The sequence below is a fragment of the Mycobacterium sp. AT1 genome (genome assembly GCF_002043095.1).
Classification (GTDB): Bacteria; Actinomycetota; Actinomycetes; order Mycobacteriales; family Mycobacteriaceae; genus Mycobacterium.
This window is the reverse complement of record NZ_MVOC01000010.1, coordinates 45,144-59,786: the sequence shown is the minus strand read 5'-3', so window position 1 is coordinate 59,786 and position 14,643 is coordinate 45,144. Positions and strand designations below refer to the sequence as shown.

The 14,643-nt window shown below is 65.2% G+C and carries 15 protein-coding genes; 5 read left to right on the top strand and 10 right to left on the bottom strand.

The window, feature by feature from the left end; genetic code table 11:
* Positions 1-7 precede the first annotated feature (7 nt).
* The gene (locus B1790_RS05645; protein WP_079922232.1) at positions 8-2,146 is read left to right on the top strand and encodes a DNA gyrase subunit A; all 2,139 of its coding nucleotides are present in this window, start codon (positions 8-10) and stop codon (positions 2,144-2,146) included.
* 20 nt (positions 2,147-2,166) lie between these two features.
* Here B1790_RS05645 and B1790_RS05640 read toward each other — a convergent pair whose 3' ends face one another.
* Complete coding sequence (locus tag B1790_RS05640; protein WP_233164950.1) at positions 2,167-2,625, bottom strand: IclR family transcriptional regulator; 459 nt, start codon at positions 2,623-2,625, stop codon at positions 2,167-2,169.
* Between the two features lie 53 nt (positions 2,626-2,678).
* Between B1790_RS05640 and B1790_RS05635 the strand changes: the two genes are divergently transcribed.
* Positions 2,679-2,957, top strand: coding sequence for a hypothetical protein (locus tag B1790_RS05635; RefSeq protein WP_233164949.1), 279 nt, complete (start codon positions 2,679-2,681; stop codon positions 2,955-2,957).
* A 15-nt stretch (positions 2,958-2,972) separates the two neighbouring features.
* Here B1790_RS05635 and B1790_RS05630 read toward each other — a convergent pair whose 3' ends face one another.
* The 3 genes from B1790_RS05630 to B1790_RS05620 are packed head-to-tail and all read right to left on the bottom strand — an operon-like array spanning position 2,973 to position 6,662.
* Positions 2,973-4,352, bottom strand: a complete 1,380-nt coding sequence (locus tag B1790_RS05630; RefSeq protein WP_079922230.1) for an MFS transporter — start codon at positions 4,350-4,352, stop codon at positions 2,973-2,975.
* Positions 4,353-4,393: 41 nt separating this feature from the next.
* Complete coding sequence (locus B1790_RS05625) at positions 4,394-5,125, bottom strand: enoyl-CoA hydratase/isomerase family protein (protein ID WP_233164948.1); 732 nt, start codon at positions 5,123-5,125, stop codon at positions 4,394-4,396.
* Position 5,126: 1 nt separating this feature from the next.
* Positions 5,127-6,662 (bottom strand): aldehyde dehydrogenase, encoded by a 1,536-nt coding sequence (locus tag B1790_RS05620; RefSeq protein WP_079922229.1) that lies wholly within the window; start codon positions 6,660-6,662, stop codon positions 5,127-5,129.
* Positions 6,663-6,788: 126 nt separating this feature from the next.
* Between B1790_RS05620 and B1790_RS05615 the strand changes: the two genes are divergently transcribed.
* Complete coding sequence (locus B1790_RS05615) at positions 6,789-7,484, top strand: GntR family transcriptional regulator (protein WP_079922228.1); 696 nt, start codon at positions 6,789-6,791, stop codon at positions 7,482-7,484.
* A gap of 124 nt (positions 7,485-7,608) precedes the next feature.
* Here B1790_RS05615 and B1790_RS05610 read toward each other — a convergent pair whose 3' ends face one another.
* On the bottom strand, positions 7,609-7,929 hold the full coding sequence (locus tag B1790_RS05610) for an EthD family reductase (RefSeq protein WP_079922227.1): 321 nt from the start codon (positions 7,927-7,929) through the stop codon (positions 7,609-7,611).
* 381 nt (positions 7,930-8,310) lie between these two features.
* Here B1790_RS05610 and B1790_RS05605 point away from each other — a divergent pair, with 381 nt between their 5' ends.
* A complete protein-coding gene (locus tag B1790_RS05605; protein WP_369832288.1) occupies positions 8,311-8,940 on the top strand; it encodes a DUF2165 domain-containing protein in 630 nt (209 codons plus the stop codon).
* Between the two features lie 111 nt (positions 8,941-9,051).
* Here the strand turns inward: B1790_RS05605 and B1790_RS05600 are convergent, their stop codons facing one another.
* From B1790_RS05600 to B1790_RS05590, 3 genes are all read right to left on the bottom strand, one after another.
* Positions 9,052-9,783, bottom strand: coding sequence for an alpha/beta hydrolase (locus tag B1790_RS05600; RefSeq protein ID WP_079922226.1), 732 nt, complete (start codon positions 9,781-9,783; stop codon positions 9,052-9,054).
* 47 nt (positions 9,784-9,830) lie between these two features.
* A complete protein-coding gene (locus tag B1790_RS05595; protein ID WP_079922225.1) occupies positions 9,831-10,673 on the bottom strand; it encodes an alpha/beta fold hydrolase in 843 nt (280 codons plus the stop codon).
* Between the two features lie 213 nt (positions 10,674-10,886).
* A complete protein-coding gene (locus B1790_RS05590; RefSeq protein ID WP_079922224.1) occupies positions 10,887-11,846 on the bottom strand; it encodes a helix-turn-helix domain-containing protein in 960 nt (319 codons plus the stop codon).
* Between the two features lie 540 nt (positions 11,847-12,386).
* On the opposite strand from B1790_RS05590, the gene B1790_RS05585 reads away from it, so the two are divergent.
* Entirely contained in the window at positions 12,387-13,457 is a 1,071-nt protein-coding gene (locus B1790_RS05585) for an aromatic ring-hydroxylating dioxygenase subunit alpha (RefSeq protein ID WP_079922223.1), read from the top strand.
* Positions 13,458-13,631: 174 nt separating this feature from the next.
* Here the strand turns inward: B1790_RS05585 and B1790_RS35775 are convergent, their stop codons facing one another.
* Positions 13,632-13,928, bottom strand: coding sequence for a three-helix bundle dimerization domain-containing protein (locus B1790_RS35775; protein WP_369832292.1), 297 nt, complete (start codon positions 13,926-13,928; stop codon positions 13,632-13,634).
* Position 13,929: 1 nt separating this feature from the next.
* Complete coding sequence (locus B1790_RS05580) at positions 13,930-14,526, bottom strand: hypothetical protein (RefSeq protein ID WP_079922222.1); 597 nt, start codon at positions 14,524-14,526, stop codon at positions 13,930-13,932.
* Positions 14,527-14,643 lie beyond the last annotated feature (117 nt).

The following is a 14,643-nucleotide window of genomic DNA, read 5'->3' as shown; positions in this document are numbered from 1 at the left end:
AGAACACGTGACCGCCACCCTTGATGTTCCCGACCAGAATCCGGATCTGGTGCTCGAGCAGAGCGCCGACGACTACTGGAACCACTACCAGCTCACCTTCGCGCTCTACAGCGTCAGCGACCGCGCCATCCCGTCCGCGTTCGACGGGCTCAAGCCGGGCCAGCGCCGACTGCTCTATCAGATGTTCGACTCCCGACTGCTGCCCGGCAACAAGCCGCAGAAGTCCTCCAAGGTCTGCTCGGCCGTCACCGGCAACCTGCACCCACACGGCGGCGCGTCGATGTACGGGGCGGCGGCGCTGATGGCCGCCGAGTTCCAGCGCGTGAAGGTCATTGACGGACAGGGCGCTTTCCCCCGCATCCAAGGTGACATCCCCGCCGCCGATCGCTACACCGAGATGCGGCTGTCGGCACCCGGTGCCGCACTGACCGCCGAACTCAACGACCATGCGGTGCCCATGGTCCCGACCTTCGACGGGGAATGGGTCGAGCCGACGGTGCTGCCCGCGCAGTGGCCGGTACTGCTCTGCAACGGTGCCGTCGGCATCGCCGAGGGCTGGGCCACCAAGGTGCCGGCCCACAATCCGCGCGAGATCATGGCCGCCTGCCGGGCACTTCTGAAGACCCCGAACATGACCGACGACAGACTGATGAAACTCATCCCCGGCCCCGACTGGGGCTGCGGTTCCACCGTGGTGGGCACGGCCGGGCTGCGGGAGTACATCACCACCGGGCGCGGGCAGCTCACGGTCCGCGGGACGGTGTCGGTGGACGGGAAGAACGTCGTCGTCACCGAGCTACCGCCTGGCGTCGCGAGTAACACTGTGCAAGAACGCATCCGGGCGCTGGTCGAGTCGGGCGAGATGTCGGGTGTCGCCGACATGTCCGACCTGACCGATCGCCGCAACGGGCTGCGCATCGTGGTGACCGCCAAACGTGGCCACAGTGCCGAGACGATCCGCGACCAGCTGCTCGCCCTGACACCGCTGGAGTCGACGTTCGCGGCGAGCCTGGTCGCGCTCGACGAGGACCGGGTGCCGCGCTGGTGGACGGTGCGTGAGCTGATCGGCGCCTTCCTGCACCTGCGCGATTCAGTGGTGTTGCGGCGCAGCGAGTATCGGCTGGACAAGGTCACCGACCGGCGCCACCTGGTGACCGGCCTGATGACCATCCACCTCGACATCGACGCCGCCGTCGCGGTCATTCGAAACTCCGACACCGTCGACGAGGCCCGCCAGGGGCTCCAGGAGCGTTTCGGGATTGATGCCGTCCAGGCTGATTACGTTCTGGCGCTGCAACTTCGGCGCCTGACGAAACTCGACGTGATCGAGCTGCAGGCCGAAGCGGAGAAGCTGGACGCCGAGTTCGCCGAGCTGACCGAGTTGGTGGGCAACCCCGATGCGCGCCGGGTGGTGATCGACAAGGAACTCGTCGAGACCGCCAAACTGTTCAAGGGCCCCGAGTTCGACCGACGTACGGTGCTGGACTTGGAAGCGGTGCCGGTGACGTCCAGTTCGGACGAGGACGGCGCCCGCGAGCGCAAGGTCAACACCGCGTGGCGACTCGACGACCGCGGCGTGTTCTCCGACAGCCACGGCGAGCTGCTGACCTCGGGGCTCGGCTGGGCCGTCTGGACCGACGGACGAATCAAGTTCACCACCGGTGGCGGCCTGCCGTACAAGATCCGCGACATCCCGGTGGCACCCGACATCAACGGGCTCCTGCGATCCGGGGTGATGGCTCCCGGGTCACATCTGGCATTGGTGACGCGCCGCGGGAAGGTGCTGCGCGTCGACCCTGCCGCAGTGAATCCGCAGGGCGCGGCAGGAAACGGCGTGGCCGGCGTGAAGCTGGCGGCCGACGGCGACGAAGTGATCGCCGCCCTGCCGCTCACGTGCGAGAACGGCGAAGCCATCCTGTCGATCTCCGAAAAGGGTTGGAAGGTCACCGAAGTCGCCGACATCCCAGTGAAGGGCCGCGGCGGCGCCGGTGTCGGCTTCCACCCGTTCATCGCCGGGGAGTCGGCTCTGATGGCGGCCGCGGTCTCGGCGACCGGATTCATGCGTGGCACCAGGGCTGTCCGAGCCGAGAAGCGCGCCAAGGCGTCGATCAAGGGGTCCGGCGCGGATGTGACGCCGGCGGGGTGACCGGGTAGGGCGCGTACCGGTCAGCCGCTTGCGGGCGCAGGCGAGCCGAGGCGTAGCGAAACCCGACGGGCGGCGTCGGCGACGGCGCCTCCCAGTTGGTCGAGCATTCCGGCGGGAACCCGGAACCGGGGCGCCGAGAGCATGGCCGCGGCGACCAGGACGCCGCGGTGGTCGTGAACCGGTGCGGCGATCCCGACCTCCTCCAACGAGGTTTGGCCGTCGTTGACGGCATAGCCGCGTCGACGCGCCCCGTCCAGCTCGTCGAGATAGGCGTCCACGGCGTCCGCACCGTCCGGGCCGACGATCTGCCGTCGCTCGAACAGACGACGGACGTCCGCCGAGGGCATCTCCGAGAGGAACACCTGCACCGAGGAACTCTGGTGGGTGTCATATCGAGTCCCCACCGGGGCGGTGTGCTTGACCTGCTTGGGGCTCTGCACCTCCTCCACGACGACGGATTCGTGTCCGTTCCAGATCACCAATGCGGTCGTCTCCCCCGTGCGCTGGGTGAGCTCCCGCCAAGGTGCTCGAGATGTGGACGTTGGAGGCCGAGGCCCACCACCTCGAGGGCGGATGCTTCGTGCTGACCAACCACCCCTTCATCTCCGGGCGTCCGTCGAAGGCCGTGGCTCTTGAGCGACTGATCGAGACCGTCAAGGCGATGGACGGCATGTGGGTGACCACCCTCGGTGAGATCGCGGAGCACGCCAGGAACACGTGCGACCAGACCGTGGTGCACGCCAGATTCGAGGTGCCGACGTTCCCGGATGTGCGGGTCCGCCGGATGCCGCCTGCCGGCTCGGCGCACTAGAGCCGGACTGGCACCTCAGCTCTCGGTGCGCCCCGACACCGTCGGCGCACCGGAGTCGCTGACCGCGGCCTCGGGAGTTGTGATTTCGCCGTGGACGAACCGCCCGTGCGTCTCCGGCAGTCGCATCAACCCAATCAACGAGATGACGATCAGGGCCGAGACCACCGTGGTCGCCATCGCAATGCTCCCGCCGAACCAGCTCGTGGCGATCAGCCCGGCGACAAGAGGGCCGGCAGCGGTGCACAGCCTGCCGATGCTGTTGGTCACGGCCATTGCCGACGCTCGCACCGAGGGGCCGAACAGTTCGGGGAAGTACACGGCATTTCCGCTAAGGACGCCGAACACACCGAACCCGACGACGGGCAGCAACCACATGTACATGGTGAACGTGTGCCCGAACGGATAGAGGATGCAGACCGAGACGAGACCGACCGTGATGCTCATCAGGTAGGTCTTCTTGCGGCCGATTTTCTCCGCGATGAATCCCCATGTGGTGTAACCGATTATCCCGCCGACGTTGAGCATCGTGGTGCCCCAGGCCACCGCCGAGACGGCACCGGCGCCGGTGATGCCGTCGGCGGCCACCACCTCGCGAATGTTCTGTGGCGTCCAGGTGGTCACTCCCCAGAAGGCGAAGAGCGCTCCGATGCAGATCAGTGTGCACGCCAAAGTGGTGGAAAGGAGCGGCCGGGTGAACAGGCGGGTCAGCACGAATCGGTCGGCCTCAAGGCGCGCCGCCCCCGCGACGCGCTGCGCCTTACGTTCCTTGCGCGCCGCCTTCACGGCCACCATCGTCTCGGGCTCGTGCACGTTGCGGCGGATGTAGAGCACCAGCAGAGCAGGCAGCACGCCGAAGGCCATGACCCAGCGCCAGCCCAGAGAACCGGCGAGGCTGTACACGAGGGCCGCCAGCAGCGCGCCCCAGGCCAGGCCGGACATCATGATGCCGCTGGCCTTGGCCCGGTGCCGACTCCTCGACCACGCCTCCGCCACCAGCGCGGCGCCGATGGGGAGTTCGACGCCCGAACCGATGCCTGCGACGAATCGGAACGCCAGGAACAGTTCGTAATTCGGGACGATCACGGCCAGCGCCGTGAACACCGAGTACAGCAGCACCCCGGCGATGAGCACCCGGACCCGGCCGACGTAGTCGGCAACCACTCCGAGGGTGATCGCACCAAGCGCCCAGCCGACCAGGAACACGGTGACGGCCAGACCGCTGTGAAAGGTCGACGGTTGCCCGATGAGGTCGGCCGTGGCCGGCCCGACCACCTGGGTGAACAGGGTGTAGTCGAAGCCGTCCAGAGCCCAGCCCAACGTGGTGGCTGCGAGGACGGACCATTGGTAACGGGTGATGTCCCGGTGCCAAGGTTGCGCGGTCTTTCCGATGGTCACGAAGGCTCCTTTGCCCGATGTCGCGATGTGGTCAGGTCAGGTCAGGACGGCGTGCCGGCCGCGGACGTGCCCTCGTGCCGGCGAAGCGCACCCACCGTGAGGCGGTGAATGCTCGTCTCAAGCGCCTGGTTCTCGTCGAGCGCATTGAACGTGCGAATCATCGACTTGATCTCGGCGTGGATGCGCGGATTACGGGTGCGCAGAGCGGTGATCCGTCGGGTGACGGTCTCGGTGAGCGCGTTGGCGTCGGCGACGACCTCGTTGATCAGCCCGAGTCGTTCTGCTCGATCCGCCGAAATCCGCTCACCTGTCGCGGTGAGCCAGAACGCATCTCGGTCGCCCACCATTCGGGGCAGCCACGCGAGAACCAGAGCGGGAGCCAGGTTTATCCCCACCTCGGGGAACCAGAAGGCGGCATCGCGCACCGCGACCGAGACGTCGCAGGCGGCGATGAGACCGACCCCGAATCCTGCCGCGTCGGCGTGCACCTCGGCGATCGACACCAGCCGACTCTCCCGCAGGGCCCGATGTAGCCCGGCGAGCACGCGCGTCTCGGCGACGAGGTCTGCGGGATCGGTGCCGGCACGGTCGCGTCCACCGCAGAACATTCCTCCGATGGCGCGCAGCCGCAGGATGTGTGCGTCCGCTGGCGGATCCGTCGCCAATGCCGTTAGTTGCGCGCACATTTCGACGCTCATGAGGTTGTCCGGCGCCCGGTCGATCACCACGTCGACCACGCCGTCGCGGCATTCGTCGATCTTGAGTTCCGTCATCTCAGTTCAGCCGATCCGTGGCGACCCCGCCGTACCAGTCCACGTCGTCCGCAGCGATGCGGACGGTGACGGCACGCACGTGGGTGAAGTCGTTGAAGGACTCCCACCCGCCTTCCCGGCCGACACCACTTTCTCGCACGCCGCCCCACGGTGAGGACGGGTCCAGTCGGTGATGATCGTTGATCCACACCATGCCGGTCTCGAGCTGGCCGGCAACCCGGTGGGCGCGGGCGACGTCCCGGGTCCAGATGGCAGAGCCCAGGCCGAAGTCGGAGTCGTTGGCCAACGCGATCGCCTCGGCCTCGTCGTCGAAGGGGATGGCGACGACGACGGGACCGAAGATCTCCTCGCGGGCGATCCGCATGTCGTTGGACACGTCGGCGAGGACCGTCGGCTCGATGAAGAACCCGCCCGGAAGGCCGGGCACCGTGGCCGCGCGGCCACCGGTGACCAATCGTGCGCCGTCGCCGACGGCGGCGTCGACGTACCCCAGGATGCGTTGCCGTGCCCGCTCGGAGATCACGGGACCCAACTGCGTGGCAGCGTCGGCGGGATCACCGATGCGGATCGACGCGGCGACCCTGGCGAGTTCCTCGACGACGTCGTCGTAGATGGTTCGCTGGATGAGCAGTCGACTCCCGGCGATGCAGGTTTGTCCCGCACCGACGAAACCGCCGAATGCGGCACCTCGAGCGGCCACGTCGACGGGCGTGTCGTCGAAGATCAGGACTGGAGACTTGCCGCCCAGCTCGAGCGTGGCCTTGGCGAACCGTTTGGCCGTCGCGACGGCGATGGTGCGCCCCGGCTCGGTACCGCCCGTGAAGACGGCCTTCTTGACCAAGGGGTGCTCGGTCAGTGCGGCACCAGCGGTGGGCCCGAGACCGGTCGTCACGTTGAGGACGCCGGCGGGAATCCCGGCCTCGAGCGCGATCTGACCAATCATCAACGCCGTCAACGGCGTCTGTTCGGATGGCTTGAGCACCACGGTGTTGCCCGTCGCGAGCGCGGGCGCCAGGCTCTTGGACGCGATCATCAAGGGGTGGTTGAACGACGCGAGAATCGCCACGACGCCGAGAGGAAAGCGCGTCGTGTAGGAGTGGTAGTCACCGCGTAGAGGCACGACCGACGTGCGATCGGCCAGCAGAAGTGCCGCGTTGTAGCGGTACCACTCGGCGAGCCGGTTGATCTGGGCCTTGGTCTCGGTAATCGGTCGCCCGTTGTTGAGGGTCTCCAAGCGGTACAGCGTGTCCATGTTCGCCTCGATCCCGTCGGCGAAGCGGTGGATCAACCGCGCTCGGTCCTGGATCGCCATGGTGCGCCACGGCCCATCGCGGAACGCCTCGTGGGCGGCGTTGACGGCATCGTCGATGTCGTCCCGGCTTGCGCTGGCGACCTCGACGATCACCTCACCGGTGGCCGGATTGGTCACGGCGATGGGCTCGGCATGCCCGTCGACGATCCGACCGCCGATGAGCAACCCGGTGGGACCGGAGAATGCCCCTCCGGTTTCCGTGGCCTGACTATGCGTAACCGTCATTTCATCCTTCGTATACGAGTTTCTGTTTCGGTATACCGTGACGGTACATACGTGTGATGCGCGTCGCAAGTGGATACCAAAAGGTTTCGTTAGACTCACCTCAAGTTCAGAAGCGATTGGGGGATCATGACGGTCGAGTCAGCGGCGACGCGGGTTGCCGCCGACCTGCGGCAACGGGTCCTCAGTGGTGGCCTTCGCCCGGGAACCCGCCTCTCCCAACAGCAGATCGCCACCGAGTACGGGGTCAGTCGCATGCCGGCACGCGATGCCCTGCAGACGCTCGCCAACGAGGGACTCTTCGACGTCAGCGCAGCCTCGGCGGTGGTCCGCCGACTGTCCATCGGCGAACTGCAGGAGCTCTACGAACTACGCGGGGCAGTCGAGCCGATGCTGACGCGCCTCGCCGTGCCGAACGTCGGGCGGGCCGAGCTCACTCAGATGGCCGCCCTGCTCGACAGAATGGACTCCGGGTGCACACCCACCCAATGGCTGGAACACAATTCGGCGTTCCACGCCCTGGTGTTCACCCGGGCCAACCGTCCGACGATGGTGGCACTCACCGAGCAGTTGCGCCGACTCACCGACCGCTACCTGTACTTGCACGTCGGGGTGTTCGGCGACCAAGCGCACCTCCACGAAGAGCACCGCCAGATCTTCGACGCGGTCAGTCGAGGCGACGCCAACGCGGCGGCGGACCTGACGAGTGCTCATCTGGCCACGTCGCACGAGTTCATCCTGCGGTTTCTGCTCGACAGTGAGCTAACCTCGGCCGACCACATCGGGAGCCATCCGCTCGTCTCGTTCGGAACGTCGGAAGGCTAACGGAGCCAAGGGTAAATCCTTCAGCGGCCCAAGTCGGTCGTACGACTCCGGTGCCGGGTCGGGGTCGGCCCGGCACCGTCGTCATGTCGTCATTCGCCCGATCGCGGGTCAGGGAACCGTTGGCTCAGCCTCGTGCAACTTCAACATCGGACATCAGAATGCGCACACCACCGGTGGCGAGTCGAAACAGCGCTTCAATGAAGGCTCCGGCCTCGGGTGTCGTCACGGCGAGGCTCGCGGCGTCATAGTCGGCGAAGTACAGGTCAATCATCCGGTAAGCCGGTGTCGGCGTTCCATCCTCCTTCGGCCACACCTTCGAGGCCTCAAGGCGAACGTACCCAGGAATCTTGCGGGCGGCCTCCAGTTGTTCTGCCACATAGGCGGTTTCAAAGGAGCCCGGATCGACGGGGTTGTCGTAGATGACGGTGAGCTTGGTTTCGGACACGTGAATCTCGCTTTTCTGTAGGGGACTACGAGAAGGTATGGGCATACCCTCTCAAATGTCTAGCCCGTTACTGTGAAACTGCTGCCTTGCAGTCGTTTTCACTTCGGACGGATTGGCGAGCACTCGGTACGCTCATGGAACGACAGGAGACATCGGGTGCCAGACCCCATTCATCCTGTGCCAAAAGATGCCGCATCCTACGACTTTCGAGATTTGGTTTGTATGTTCTAGTTGCGACGCCGTGAAGGAACGGGCCGCCACCGCGGACGGCAGAACGGCACCTCGGGAGCACGCACATGTCATCATCGTCGCGCTGGTTGCTTGAGGGGCAACCAACGCCTGCACCAATTGACCTAGAATGCAAAGGAATTGAATGCTTGGGTGTCGGAACGCCGTGCGGGCCGAACACGTGCGGGAGCTGGCGGAGCAGCGACGACATGGGCCACGGAACGCGCGGTGAGCGCGAGTAGGCCGCCGCGTTGGACGGCACTTGGATCGCTGCCCGTCGTCATCGGTGTATTCGTATTCCTCAATGCCGGCTACATCATGCTCGTCGCCATTGGCAACATCACCGACTTCGCAACCAACCAGGCCTTTGTGCACCACGTGTTGGCGATGGACACCACCAACTTTGGCGCCGAACCCGGTACGGGTCTCGACCCGAATGTGTTGTGGCGCGCGGCATCTGCGTCGCCACTGCAGAACGCCGCGTACGTCTGCATAATCGTCTGGGAATCACTCGCGGGCATTGTGCTCATTGCGGCAACCGCCGCTTGGTTCATCGATCGCGGCACCTGCCACCAACGCGCGCGAGCTCTCTCCACGATCGGCCTGTTGATGATCATCTCGCTGTTCGTCGGCGGTTTCGTCGACATCGGTGGCGAATGGTTCCAGATGTGGAGATCGACCAGGTGGAACGGCTTGGACACCGCCTTTCGCAACATCGTGCTGGCAACACTGCCGTTGATTTTGATTCATCTACCGGTGACTTGCCGGTGTCCGGCGGCTTAACAGTTGCGCGACGACTCGTAGCCAGGGCCCCCTGCCAGCCCCCATGGACGAGGACGAACCGCATCCCGCCTCCATACTCACGTCGCGATGAAGCCGGTCTCCGTTCGTGTTTCAGTCCCGACCGGCGAGCTCCAACTTCGTCGCCAGTAGCGCTGGGTTGGTGTAGAAGACCTCGTGCGACCCTTCCATGGTCACCAATCTGAAGAGCCCGAGTCGTCGGGCATTGACGAGCCAACCTCGCTGCGGATCCCCCGGCGGAAAGGAACAATCGTCATGGCACAGAACATAGCTGCGGGGGACGGTCGTCAGCTCGTAAAATGCCTTCATGTCAAGCTTTTCGACAATCGGGCCAAGCGGCTCGGGAGTCAACATGCGGTAGGTCTCCCGAGCCCTTTCGATGTCGGCGTCGCCGACGAAGGCGTCTCGAAACACCTCGAAGGGCAGCATGACGGAGTTGTCTCCCGACTGCTCGGCAAGTATGGGAAATAGCTCTTGAAACGCGACGGGTGCGTTGTCCAACACGCTTGTCCCGTCCTCGGGGACGAAAGCGTTCAGAAACACCAGTCGCCGCACCCTTTCGGGTGTCTTCGCAGCGAGCCGGGCAATCACGCTACCCGCAAAGCTGTGCCCAACCAGAACGACGTCGGTGAGGCCGTGTTGGTCGATGTAGTCGGCGACGGACGCGACACAATCGTCGTGGCTGACGTCCCGATCGGCGCCTTCTCCGTGTCCCGCCATGGTCGGGCAATGGACCTGGTGCCCCCGTTGCCGTAGGTGCTCAGCGACATCTGCCCATGCGCCACCGTCATGACACGAGCCGTGTACGAGTACGTAAGTAGACACTGTGATTCCAATCGTCTTTGGACGGTTCGGGATTGAATGCTGTCGTTTCAGCGCACGGAAGCGATCGCGGAGTCGATGACCTGTGTGACTGCGTCGGGGTGCGAGACCAGGGTCAGGTGCGAGCCGCCGTCGAAGTGCGTGACTCGTGAATGTGCCCGTTCGGCCATGGCGGACTCCGAGCCCGGGGTGATGACCTGGTCTCCGCTGCTGATGAAGTACCAGGACGGAATGTCCTTCCACGCAGCACTCTTCGACGGAGCGAACAATGCGGCTGTGGAGGCGGACCGCTGGCTGGCCCAGGCTCGGGCGGCGAGGTCGGGCGGAAGGTCGTTGCCGAAGTGCTGCAGGAAGATGTCCTTCTTCAGGTAGAGCTCGGCTGCCCCGTCGGGCGCCCCCGAAGACGGAACGGGGTCGAACAGTTCGCCTTGAGGTCTGGTCAGCACCGAATCGGCTCCGCTGAGCGCGGCGGTCGTCTCGCCGACATCGGGAGCTGCCGCGTCGACGTAGACCAGCGCCTTGACGTTGGGATTTCCGGCGGCGGCGTTCGTGATGACCGATCCGCCGTAGGAATGCCCGACCAGCACGATCGGTCCGCTCAGGGTGGCAAGGAAGTCCTTCACCGATTCGGTGTCGGTATCCAGATTCTGCAACGGATTGGCGATCGCGCGAGCGTCATATCCCTGCTGCTGCAACGCCGCGACTTCGCCACCCCAGCTCGACGCGTCGGCGAAGGCACCATGGACCAGGACCACGGTGGGCTTGACGCCGCCCGGCGCAGGCGCGGCGGGTTCGCCGACGGCGACGGCCGACGGTCCAACTACGGCACACGTCATCGCAGCGGCACTCGCGAGTGCCGCCTTGGCGACGATCTTCCGAGAATGTCGAGTCATGTCGATGTCCAATCTGTTTGGGGTGTGCTCGGTCAGAATCCCTTGGCGGCGAACCAGTCGAGTACGACTCCGGCACGTCATCTCCAGCGCCGAGCCATGGCGAGGCGCTTGACTGCGACCCTAGGTCGAACTGGGCACGCCAAAACCGTTGGCGGATCGGTCATGCACACGGTGCACGAGTGTCGGCACACGGTGAGGCACGGGCTGTCGTGCTCAGGCGGGTAGCTGGCGGGACAGTTGTCGCCACTCGCCGGGGGACACACCGAAGGACGTTCGGAACATCCGCGCAAAACTGGAGGCATCCGTGAACCCCCACCGCCTGGCCACGACGGACACGGGATCGTGAAGGAATGCCGCGGCGAGCTCGCGCCGCGCTCCTTCAAGTCGCCGCGTTCGGATCCAGTCCCCCAGGGAAATGCCTTCGACTGCCAGGATTCTGTACAGCTGCCGCACCGATATGTGGTGTTCCGCGGCAATGCGTCCGGCGGCGAGATCTGGTTCCTGCACGTGCGATTCGACGTACTCCATGATCCTCAAGACAAGAGTGGCTTGGAGCGCCTCCTTGCCCAAGTCGACGGCGTCGAGATGGGTCGTGATGACCGCTCGAAGCAGGTCGACGCCAGGCTGACTGACCACTTCGCCGCCTGGGCGATCAAACGCCTCCGGCCGAGTGGCCAGTCGGTCGAAATAAGCGACGGCCATGTCGGAAATCGGGTGATCCGGACATAGCCGCACGGCGCCAACCTGCCGGATCACGTCAATCGGCAACGCCAGCCGATCCAGGGGTACACGAAACTTGTGTTGGGTCAGGCCGTCGTCGTCGGCGACGACGAACGGATTCGTCGAGTCCCAGACTGCCAGATCACCTGGGCGCAAGGTGATTTGGCGGCCGCGCTGATCCACTACGCAGGACCCCGCCTTCTGAAGACCCAGGAAGAGGCTCGGCCTGAAGTCATCGCGGGGCAACGCCTTGTACTTCACCTTGACGGCAGACGTGGTCACGGACCAGACGGTGAGCTCGGTGAGGTTCGTGATCTCCAAACTCGCCGAGGCCGGGCCGCGATCAGGCGAGAAGTCGATCTCGAGCGGGGCAAGTGTCCGCGCGACAGTGGCACGCACCGCCTCCTCGCGATCGGCCACCGGGACTTCCCTGGCGTCGAATCTGATCGTCACCGCGCCGTCCTTGGGTCAGCACGTGGAGACAGACCTCTGGCATGGGTGTCGTAGTGCAAAGCGCACCCCCAGCCTGGTTCAACGACGACAATCCTCACATTTTGCCATCAGCAGCTGCGGAAGAGAACAGCGAATGACAAGCCGCCGGAGCAGTCGAACACCTTTGGGTCCACGTTGCCCCACCTCGCCCACGTCGGTGGTCGCGCCCTCTTGGTCACGGCCGAACGCGGCGGGGCGCCGAAATCCTCATGTGCACAGGACGAGTCGACTGGGTCACTGGCTTCGCCGACTGCCGCCACGGATGACTGCTCGGCACCCACGTCCCTGACAACGGACCGGCAGCCGTTTCTCAGCCGGGACATAAGGGTCACCGTGTTAGCTTGAATTCGACACACCGACGGAGTCGACGTGGTAGTCCATCTGCTCGCCGGGGCACACCGTAGAGCTGCCGGAGGGCCCACTGCACGAGGCCGTTGCGATGCAACGGCACATCACGCCGCGCACCATTGTCCCCAAAACATCACGCCTGCGGAGGGCCTCATGACTGCCGTTGATTCAGATCCAAGATTGCCCGCCGACGAACTCCCCAGGGACTGCACCTTCGACGCGAGTGACTTCGCGATCATCGCCCGATATTGGTACCCGATCGCCCGCGCCGCCGAGGCCACCACGGCACCGCTGAGCGCAACTCTGCTCGACGAACGCTTGGTGGTCTATCGCGCTGGGGAGCAGGTCGTCGTCGCCAACGATCTCTGCCCGCATCGGGGCGTACCCCTCTCTGCGGGTGACGGCGACGGGCAGAGTCTGGCTTGCGCCTATCACGGCATCCGCTTCGGAGCAGGCGGCGCCTGCGTCTCCGTCCCCGCCCGCCCCAGCGCCAAGATCCCAGCCCGACTCACGCTTCGCACCTACCCGGCCGTCGAGCGATACGGACTGATTTGGACCTGTCTGCGGCCGGACCCGCATCACATCGCCGATCCGTCGACGGCGCCGATACCGCCGATGCCCGGTTGGGACGAACCCGACTACCAAAAGGTCACCTGCCCGGCCTTCGACGTCGCGGCCTTCGCCGGCCGCCAGGTCGAAGGGTTCCTCGACGTCGCACATTTCGGCTTCGTTCACGCAGGCACTTTCGGAGACCCCGACAACGCTGAAGTCCCCGACTACAGCCCCGTCGCCACGGCCTTTGGCTTTGAAGTGGACTACTGGAGCACCGTGTCGAATTATCCTCACGGCATGAAGATCGGCGCGCCAGATTTCAAGTGGCTGCGGCACTTTGAAGCGCACCTGCCCTTTACGGCAACCTTGGTGGTGCACTTCCCCAATGGAGGACGGCTCTGCATAATGAACGCCGCCTCACCTGTCTCGGCCCGACGCACCAGGATGTTCGCTCCGATCGCCAAGAACTTCGGCACCGATCAACCCGAGCAAGAGATCTTCGACTTCAACCTGAGAATCTTCGAGGAGGACCGGGCGATCGTCGAGATTCAGAAACCCGAGAACCTCCCCCTCGATCCGCGCATCGAAGTCAACATTGCCGCCGACCGCAGCTCGGTGGCCTACCGGAAGGGCCTGCGCTCACTGGGGCTGACCCAGTTCTTCACCGCATAGACGAACCTCGGAACACGTGGCAAGACGGTGTGAGCATTCCCTCGAGCATTGATGCCACCCCATCAAGAGGAGAGTGCATGACAAGGCTGTCGGTCATCTACTACTTCTCTCCAACATTTGGCCCGACGGGTCGTGGCGATCTCCGGCCGTCTCGCACGTGGGTGACACCTGCCCCTACGCCGCATCACCTGTGGACGTCCCGTTGGTGACGTGGACCGGCGCCAAGTGCAAATGACGACCTGAGCAAGCCGATGCGGGGCCTGAAAGAAGTCGCCGACACCGGTTGACCGTCAACGGGATGAGGTGCGCGTGTATACGCGCATTCTCCCAGAGTCGTTGGTAGGAATCGTTTACCAACCGTTCGATCTCCCGCGGCGTGCGCTCGGGGAATCGTGCGCAGAGCATCGCCACCACGGACCCCAGCTCGTCCCGCACCAGGGGTTGGGCCAAGGCGGCGTCGACCGCATTCATGTCACTGCCCATGGCTCGCGCGTCCGTCGTCGTTGCCTGCCAAGGCGATCAGCTCGCGATCCCACGCGGCGTATCGCGCCCGGTTCAGCGCTCGACGAAGGGTGAACAGTCCGGCCGTCGCCACCCCCGCCAGCGCGATCCACGACAGGGCCGCCCCGCCGACCGCCTCGGCAGCCGCCTGCCCTGGTGGAGACGGCGCTCCCACGTCGTTGCCGTTACGGTCGATCCACACGCCGACGTGATCCCCGACTCGCACCATGTCCGGCACGGCCACGGTGCCGACGTGGACGCCGTCGTCGGCGATCCACCTGGTCTCGACGTCGAAAGTCTGACTGTCGCCCCGTACGTGCAACCGCGCATCCGCCAAGGCAGTGCCGCTCGTCTCGTGCCGCGTGATCGCCTGTTCGGCATATGCGTGCGAACGGGACTCCTTGATCGCGGTGCCGAATGCGGCAACGAAGGGAATGGCCAACAACAATGCCGACACGACGAGAGCGACGGCGAGCGTCTCCCACCGATCATCTCGGCGCACCAGTTGGTTTCGACCGACGAGGCGCGCGACGTAGCCGCGGCCCCAGCCGAGAGTGAAGGTGTCCATGTTGACAGCGTCGGTCGTAACGCCTCGGTTCGTGAGGGCCTAAAGGCATCACTACGAACGGGACGATGTCACGTCAGATCCTGCAGTCATGGCAGCGTGGGACGTTCGCCCCTAGAT

Coding starts and splice junctions, on each gene's coding strand:
- B1790_RS05635 (WP_233164949.1), top strand. CDS start 2,679: ATGTGGACGTTGGAGGCCGAGGCCCACCACCTCGAGGGCGGATGCTTC.
- B1790_RS05625 (WP_233164948.1), bottom strand. CDS start 5,125: ATGACGGAACTCAAGATCGACGAATGCCGCGACGGCGTGGTCGACGTG.
- B1790_RS05620 (WP_079922229.1), bottom strand. CDS start 6,662: ATGACGGTTACGCATAGTCAGGCCACGGAAACCGGAGGGGCATTCTCC.
- B1790_RS05615 (WP_079922228.1), top strand. CDS start 6,789: ATGACGGTCGAGTCAGCGGCGACGCGGGTTGCCGCCGACCTGCGGCAA.
- B1790_RS05595 (WP_079922225.1), bottom strand. CDS start 10,673: ATGACTCGACATTCTCGGAAGATCGTCGCCAAGGCGGCACTCGCGAGT.
- B1790_RS05585 (WP_079922223.1), top strand. CDS start 12,387: ATGACTGCCGTTGATTCAGATCCAAGATTGCCCGCCGACGAACTCCCC.
- B1790_RS35775 (WP_369832292.1), bottom strand. CDS start 13,928: ATGAATGCGGTCGACGCCGCCTTGGCCCAACCCCTGGTGCGGGACGAG.
- B1790_RS05580 (WP_079922222.1), bottom strand. CDS start 14,526: ATGGACACCTTCACTCTCGGCTGGGGCCGCGGCTACGTCGCGCGCCTC.